Origin of the sequence: Pseudomonas rossensis (assembly GCF_039888995.1) — a bacterium.
Classification (GTDB): domain Bacteria; phylum Pseudomonadota; class Gammaproteobacteria; order Pseudomonadales; family Pseudomonadaceae; genus Aquipseudomonas; species Aquipseudomonas rossensis.
Window position 1 is genome coordinate 21,360 of record NZ_JBBWCB010000081.1, and the last position, 6,449, is coordinate 27,808.

Genomic DNA, 6,449 nt, shown 5'->3' on the forward strand with positions numbered 1-6,449 from the left:
TCAGGTATTCCGAGGTGGTATCCGTCAAACCTGTCCCTTAGCCGATGCGATTAACAGCGAGTTTTGTAGTCAGCAATGCTTGTGAATCGGTTGTTTGCTTTGGTGGCAAGGTGCCACAATAGTTTCTGACGCAGCATCATGATCAGGCGGATCAAATGGATGTCCCAACATCTCGGAATAACCAGGATTTTTTCATAGTAGAGCAGGTGCGAACTGACCGATTGCATCAGCTGTTCCGCCAATCAGTTTCTGCGGTTTTCGGTAGTTACCTAGCTGCCGTCATTCTGTGTTGGATGTGCTGGGATCGTTTTGAGCACAGCGTCGTTGTTTGGTGGATACCCATACTGACGGGATCGACGTTGTTGCGGATCTCGATGTTCATTGCCTATTTTCGCAGCCAGGAAAGTGAGCGCACACCTCAACGATGGGAGTGGAAATACTGGAGCACGCTAGTGTTATCTGCCGGTATCTGGGGCGCAGGGGCATTAGCTGTAATGCCACCAAACGACCTTTTGTCGCAGACCTTGGTCATGCTCTTTACCGTCGGAATGTCGGTCAGTGCGGTGTCCTGCTACTCCGCCTATCGATACATGACGTTAGTGTCCATCGGCTTGGTTTTGTTGCCGTGCACCACATGGCTGCTGTTTCAATCGTCAGCGATGCAGGTCGGTATGGCACTGGCCGTTTTAGTGTTCACGTCATTTGTGGCCAGCGCTACACGCAGTCTATCCGATGCATTGGAAACAGCCTTCCGTCTGACACGTGAAATCGAGCGGGCGCATAGCATTTCCACCCGTGCAGCACAGACCGATGAGCTCACTGGCCTGAAAAATCGTCGAGCTTTCTTTGACCATGCCCAGCAGTTGCATGATTACTGTAAGAATAACCGGTTGCCTTTGTGCGCCGTGATGTTGGATATGGATCACTTCAAGCATATCAACGACACCTATGGTCATCAGGTCGGGGATCAGGTTCTGCGTCAGATGGGTGTGGTCATCAGTACGTCCTTTCGTGAAACTGACGTCCATGGCAGGCTGGGTGGCGAGGAGTTCGCTGTTCTGCTCCCGGACACCTCCATTGAGGTTGCCGTTAAGATTGCTGAACAACTCATCCAGACTATCGCCGGATTGATGACTGAGCCTGTTCACTGCATAACAGCCAGCCTCGGCGTAGCGTCAACGGATACCGGTGATAACGATCTGCACAGCTTGATGAACAGTGCCGATAAAGCACTGTATCGAGCAAAAGCGCTTGGACGTAATCAAGTCGCTGTCGCTGAGTAAATCTGGTGTGTGTCAATTGTCAGAAACGGGGTCGATGGATTCATCGGTCGGGGTAGGGGTAGTGCTCCTAAATCGAGCATTCCCTCCGAAAATTTTCCGGGGGCAACTACAGCCAACTCTGGGGGAAATGCCCTGTAAATGGGGCGACAGTATGGGGTGGGTGACTCGACTCCGGGTATTTAGCTTTTCTGGTGGACGCAAACTCAAACTCCCGCACCTCTGGCGGCTGGTCAGCGCAGATCATGAACCTCATTTGTCATCGCCCGTTCACTGGCAATGTGGTTAACACGATCATCTCCTGGGTAGCCGCCTACATGGTTGCTGTGATCATCGCTAGATTCACTTCGAAAATGACCTGCGTGATCGCCGCCAAGGCCCCCAACTTCATGAACGCCATGGTAATCGCCTGGCTCGGAGTGAGCGCCAGAGCGGTCATAGGATAAATTCCTGGAGTGACCCTATCCGGAATGCCCATCGTAATGGCCGCTGCCGCAGCGCCCACTGCTGCTATTACCGCCGCCAAGATCACTGCCAGCGCGATTCGCAGTCGTTACTACTGTCACCGTCGCTTTCATTACCATGAACACCTCCGTTGTTGATTCCGCTGCCGGCCGTTTATGCCCTCCTAGGCATGAACACAGTCTCAAAAGATGGGGACTGTAAAAAGTGCCAAAGCAAGGCCAGGGCCAATAGCAAGAATCTCGACGAGAACATTCACTCGTGGAAATTTTACGAGCGGAATGAGGTAAGTTCAGCAGGGAAAGCTATTGTCTATTTGTTCATCTTGCCAGCTGCAGCCCAATCAGCTCGTCCCTGAAGTGGCTGGCAGGGTGAACTCTCTGTTTATCGTTTTGCATCGTATGATCTAAAAACATGAACACCTATCGAGAGGGAAGCATTGAAACCAGTCGACCATTTTTGGCCGATGCCTCCCGCATGATTCTGCCTGTCCAGAGGGGAAGATTTTGAGCTTTGACTTTCGGAATCATTGCCACCCAAGAGAATCAACCGACCAATACATTGGACATGTGCCATGCCTCTTCCCGCCAACACCTTAGGCTGTCTTCCTAGCCATCGTTCGCTGCTGCTAATTGCTGATTCCTACGCTCATTGGCTAACGGTGCGTGTACAGCATGGACGCGGTTGATTCTGCGCTAATAGCGGCGCGTGCCCAGTTCGCGATCACCATAAGTTTTCATATCGTGCTGGCGGCCTTCACCATCGGCTTGGCCAACTTTCTGGTCGTGCTCGAAGCACTGTGGCTGTGGCGCGGGCGAAGGATCTACCTGGACGTCTACCTTTACTGGCTAAAAGTGTTTGCCCTCAACGTCGCGGTAGGCACCGCCTCGGGTCTGATTCTGGAATACCAGTTCGGGCTAAATTGGTCGCGGCTTTCGACTCAGGCAGGAGATATTCTCGGCCCGTTGATGTTCTATGAAGTGCTGGCGGCGTTTTTCCTGGAAGCTGGTTTTCTTGGCATCATGTTATTCGGATTGAAAAAAGTTGGCCCTCGTCTGCATTTCTTTGCTACCTGCGCGGTAGCCCTCGGATCGCTGATCAGCGCGTTTTGGATTTTGTCGGCCAATTCCTGGATGCAGACACCCGCCGGTTACTCCATTGGCGCCGATGGCCGCTTCATTGCCGAAAACTGGTGGGCGATCATCTTCAATCCGTCGTTCCCTTACCGGCTTGTGCATATGACGTTGGCCGCGCTGATCGGCAGCGCCACGCTGGTGGCCGGTGTCAGCGCCTGGCAGCTATTACGGGGGGCCGAGAACCCGCGAGCTCGGCTTGCATACTCCATGGCGCTGTGGGTGATTGTGTTGCTCACCCCTGTGCAAATCCTGGTGGGAGATCTTCATGGTGAGCACAGCCTTAAAGTACAGCCGCAAAAGGTCGCTGCCATCGAAGGCTCCTGGACTCGCCCGCCTGATGGTGCAGGCGAACCATTACGCTTGTTCGCACTTCCGGACATGGCTGAGCAACGCAATCATTGGGAAGTGGCGATTCCGCGCATAGGGTCGCTCTACTTGCGGCATGACCTGAGTGGCACCATCGCCGCCCTGGATGAATTTCCGCCTGAGGACATCCCGCCTGTACCAACGGTGTTCTTCGCCTTCCGTTTCATGGTCGGCTTGGGCCTGTTGATGGTGGGACAGGGCTTGGCCAGTCTGGTGTTGCGCTGGCGACAACGGCTGTACGCAGCGCGTTGGATGCTCCGAGTCTGTGTGCTGATGGCCCCGGCTGGATTTCTGGCGATGTTGAGTGGCTGGGTGGTAACCGAAGTCGGACGCCAACCCTTCACCGTCTATGGTTTGCTGCGCACGGCTGACAGCCTGTCTTCGGTGTCTCGACAGCAGGTGGTAGGGTCAACGTGGACGATCCTGTCGTTTTATGTGGCGATCTTTGGCGTGGGTCTATGGGTGTTGCTGCGACTACTGCATGAGCCTCCTCACGAGGGCGAGCCCGGGCCGCAACCTACTCTGGCTGACGAGACGGGTAAACCTTGAGGGAATACATCCATGTTGGAGAATGACTGGATAATCCTGCTGTCCGCTGCGGCCCTGGCGTTCTCGGTATTGAACTACGTGCTGTTGGACGGCACTGATCTTGGTGTTGGCGTACTGCTCGGCCTTACCCGATGTAGTCAGCACCGTCGTACCATGGCCGTGACCATCTTGCCGATCTGGGACGCCAATGAAACCTGGCTGGTGCTGGGAGGCGGGGGGTTACTGGCCTTGTTTCCGCTGGCTTACGCCACCTTGCTGCCGGCGCTTTATCTGCCGTTTATCGCGATGTTTTTGGCGCTGGTTCTTCGCGCGGTAGCGCTAGAATTTCGAGACTACTCGCCCAGCTATCGTATCAAGCGCATGGTCGACGGCTTGCTGCTGGTCGGTTCGCTGCTGGCCGGGGCAACTCAGGGGATTGTGTTGGGTACGCTTGTACAAGGCGTGCCTAATCAGGGCGGGCAGTACAGCGGGGACGGCTGGGAGTGGTCAGGTCTGTTTCCGCTGTATTGTGGCGCGGTGCTCGTGGCGGGCTACACGTGGTTGGGCGCCTGCTGGTTGTATTGGCGCACTGTAGAAGATCTGCAACGACGATCAGGTCGACAGGCGAGGGCGCTGGCCATCGTAACCCTGGTGCTTCTGGCCGTGTTGGTTGTCTGGACAGCGACACTGGACACTCAATATGCGCATCGGCTTTCCAATCGTCTTGTCTGGCTGCCGGCCGCAACACTGCTCATTGCACTGCTGATCGGCTTCATTTTGGGTTTTCGAAGCCGCCGGCAGTATCTGCCGCTGTTCGCAGCATTGGGGATCTTCGTTTTGGCGTTCGCATTGATGATCGCAGCGCTATATCCGTTGATTGTCCCGCCGCACCTGACCTTGCAAGCTGCCGCCTCCAGTCCGAACAGTCAGGTTTTCATGTTGGTGGGTTTCGCCGTGCTGATACCGGTGACGCTCATCTACAACACCTATGGCTTCAGAGTTTTCAGCGGAAAGGTTCGTGCCGCTCGTGATTGACCGCAGCCTTTCAACGCTGGCCAACCCAATACTGGTGTACGGCGCTCTGCAAGCCTTGCACCGGGGCTATCTCCTTTAACGTCAGGGATTTAAGGCATAGTTTCTGTGCTCACCTATGCGCTAGACGGTAGCCATGACAGGAGAGTTAAACGCCAAGTGCTGACAGCTCCCAGAAGTGCAAGTGCAGGTCGATTTACCGAGGCGCATATATAGCTCCTCGATAACCAATCTTGGGGTCTGCAGTTGAGCTAAAAGCTGATCAGTAGGTCAGAATAATCAGCTGCATTTGTCCCAATACAAGGATCCCACCATGCGCAAATACATCCTGGAATACCTGTTCAACGGCGAATCCCGCACACGCATATTTGAACTCAAGCAGCCTCAGCTGCCCTTACATGAGGCGGCGATGCACCTGCTACAGCTGCATTTTGGGGATGGGGAGAACAGCCTGATCATGCCCACTGCGGACGCGACGCCGGAGGAGATTTTAGAGCAGGCTGAGCTGGTGGGGCTGACGCAGATTAAGGTCGTCGATCAATCCAGTTGATGCCAGGTGCAGCGTCCAGCAAAGCGCGCCTCGGCATATAGGGCTGCTTTTGGCCGATTGCTGTCCGTCACGATGGGCTGAATACGACCCATAGGAGACTTTCAAACCAGAGAAAACAGATCCGTGTCTGCCTGGTGATTGCCCTACAACTAAGCGTCAGACTGTTTTTTTGCCAGCCCGATGGCTGTAGTCATATGAGGTACCGCGGTATCCGTCCGGCCAAGTCATCTACCCAGCCCTGCAAAGCCAAGACATGGTGTGCACTTAAATTTAAGTGGGCACCAGTTCTAGCCTTTTAAGCGGGTATTTCATGCAGCCACAACGCCGTTCCTACTCCAAATCCTTCAAAGTCCAAGTCATTCAAGAGTGCGCCCAGCCCGGTGCCTCGATTGCCAGCGTCGCGCTGAGCTATAGCCTCAACGCGAACCTTGTCCACAAATGGATTCGGCTGCAAACGCAAAAAAACACGGTGCTGCAACCTGCTTTTATTCAGTTACCCATGCAGCTAGCCGGAGCAAATTCGCAAGCTGCATCATCGAATATCTGCGTTGAAATCCAGCATCCGCGTGGAACGGTCAAAGTGAACTGGCCGACGGAAAGCGCGGCTGCCTGCGCGACCTTTCTTCGAGACCTGTTGCGATGATCCGCATCGATTCCATCTGGCTCGCCACCGAGCCCATGGACATGCGCGCCGGCACCGAAACCGCTCTGGCGCGTGTGGTCGCCGTGTTCGGTGCGGCGCAGCCGCACTGTGCTTATTTGTTTGCCAACCGCCGCGCCAATCGCATGAAAGTGCTGGTGCACGACGGGTTGGGTATTTGGCTGGCGGCGCGCCGCCTGCATCAAGGCAAGGCCTTCTGGCCGGGTTCTCGACACGGCTCTCAGATGGAATTAGGCGCCGAACAACTGCACGCCCTGGTGCTGGGTTTGCCTTGGCAAAGAGTCGGGCCAGGCCGCGCCATTTCCATCGTGTGAAGCCTGCCATGGCCAGCCTGGCCGTGCAATTGTCCGATGAGTCTATCGCCGGTGTAGCCTTGCTCTGGCAAAATCGGCGGCATGACTTCGCTTCCAAACCTCGACCAACTAAACCCTGAA

The 6,449-nt window shown here is 55.1% G+C and carries 7 protein-coding genes; 6 read left to right on the forward strand and 1 reads right to left on the reverse strand.

Annotated features, from left to right (window positions below):
* Positions 1 to 155: 155 nt before the first annotated feature.
* A complete protein-coding gene (locus WLY71_RS20155) occupies positions 156 to 1,283 on the forward strand; it encodes a GGDEF domain-containing protein (protein WP_347804937.1) in 1,128 nt (375 codons plus the stop codon).
* 310 nt (positions 1,284 to 1,593) lie between these two features.
* Here the strand turns inward: WLY71_RS20155 and WLY71_RS20160 are convergent, their stop codons facing one another.
* On the reverse strand, positions 1,594 to 1,719 hold the full coding sequence (locus WLY71_RS20160) for a hypothetical protein (RefSeq protein ID WP_347804938.1): 126 nt from the start codon (positions 1,717 to 1,719) through the stop codon (positions 1,594 to 1,596).
* Positions 1,720 to 2,416: 697 nt separating this feature from the next.
* Here WLY71_RS20160 and WLY71_RS20165 point away from each other — a divergent pair.
* From WLY71_RS20165 to tnpB, 5 genes are all read left to right on the forward strand, one after another.
* Positions 2,417 to 3,793: a cytochrome ubiquinol oxidase subunit I gene (locus tag WLY71_RS20165; protein WP_347804939.1), complete on the forward strand. Its 1,377-nt coding sequence runs from the start codon at positions 2,417 to 2,419 to the stop codon at positions 3,791 to 3,793.
* A gap of 12 nt (positions 3,794 to 3,805) precedes the next feature.
* Positions 3,806 to 4,807, forward strand: a complete 1,002-nt coding sequence (gene cydB / locus WLY71_RS20170; RefSeq protein WP_347804940.1) for a cytochrome d ubiquinol oxidase subunit II — start codon at positions 3,806 to 3,808, stop codon at positions 4,805 to 4,807.
* A gap of 310 nt (positions 4,808 to 5,117) precedes the next feature.
* Positions 5,118 to 5,354: a hypothetical protein gene (locus WLY71_RS20175; protein WP_347804941.1), complete on the forward strand. Its 237-nt coding sequence runs from the start codon at positions 5,118 to 5,120 to the stop codon at positions 5,352 to 5,354.
* A 310-nt stretch (positions 5,355 to 5,664) separates the two neighbouring features.
* Positions 5,665 to 5,997: an IS66-like element accessory protein TnpA gene (tnpA, locus tag WLY71_RS20180; RefSeq protein ID WP_347804942.1), complete on the forward strand. Its 333-nt coding sequence runs from the start codon at positions 5,665 to 5,667 to the stop codon at positions 5,995 to 5,997.
* The gene (tnpB, locus tag WLY71_RS20185; protein WP_347804943.1) at positions 5,994 to 6,329 is read left to right on the forward strand and encodes an IS66 family insertion sequence element accessory protein TnpB; all 336 of its coding nucleotides are present in this window, start codon (positions 5,994 to 5,996) and stop codon (positions 6,327 to 6,329) included. Before tnpA ends, tnpB begins: the two co-directional genes overlap by 4 nt.
* Positions 6,330 to 6,449 lie beyond the last annotated feature (120 nt).

Excerpts from the sequence above, each read along its gene's own strand:
- WLY71_RS20155 (WP_347804937.1), top strand. The coding sequence starts at position 156 with ATGGATGTCCCAACATCTCGGAATAACCAGGATTTTTTCATAGTAGAG.
- WLY71_RS20160 (WP_347804938.1), bottom strand. The coding sequence starts at position 1,719 with ATGACCGCTCTGGCGCTCACTCCGAGCCAGGCGATTACCATGGCGTTC.
- WLY71_RS20165 (WP_347804939.1), top strand. The coding sequence starts at position 2,417 with ATGGACGCGGTTGATTCTGCGCTAATAGCGGCGCGTGCCCAGTTCGCG.
- cydB (WP_347804940.1), top strand. The coding sequence starts at position 3,806 with ATGTTGGAGAATGACTGGATAATCCTGCTGTCCGCTGCGGCCCTGGCG.
- WLY71_RS20175 (WP_347804941.1), top strand. The coding sequence starts at position 5,118 with ATGCGCAAATACATCCTGGAATACCTGTTCAACGGCGAATCCCGCACA.
- tnpA (WP_347804942.1), top strand. The coding sequence starts at position 5,665 with ATGCAGCCACAACGCCGTTCCTACTCCAAATCCTTCAAAGTCCAAGTC.
- tnpB (WP_347804943.1), top strand. The coding sequence starts at position 5,994 with ATGATCCGCATCGATTCCATCTGGCTCGCCACCGAGCCCATGGACATG.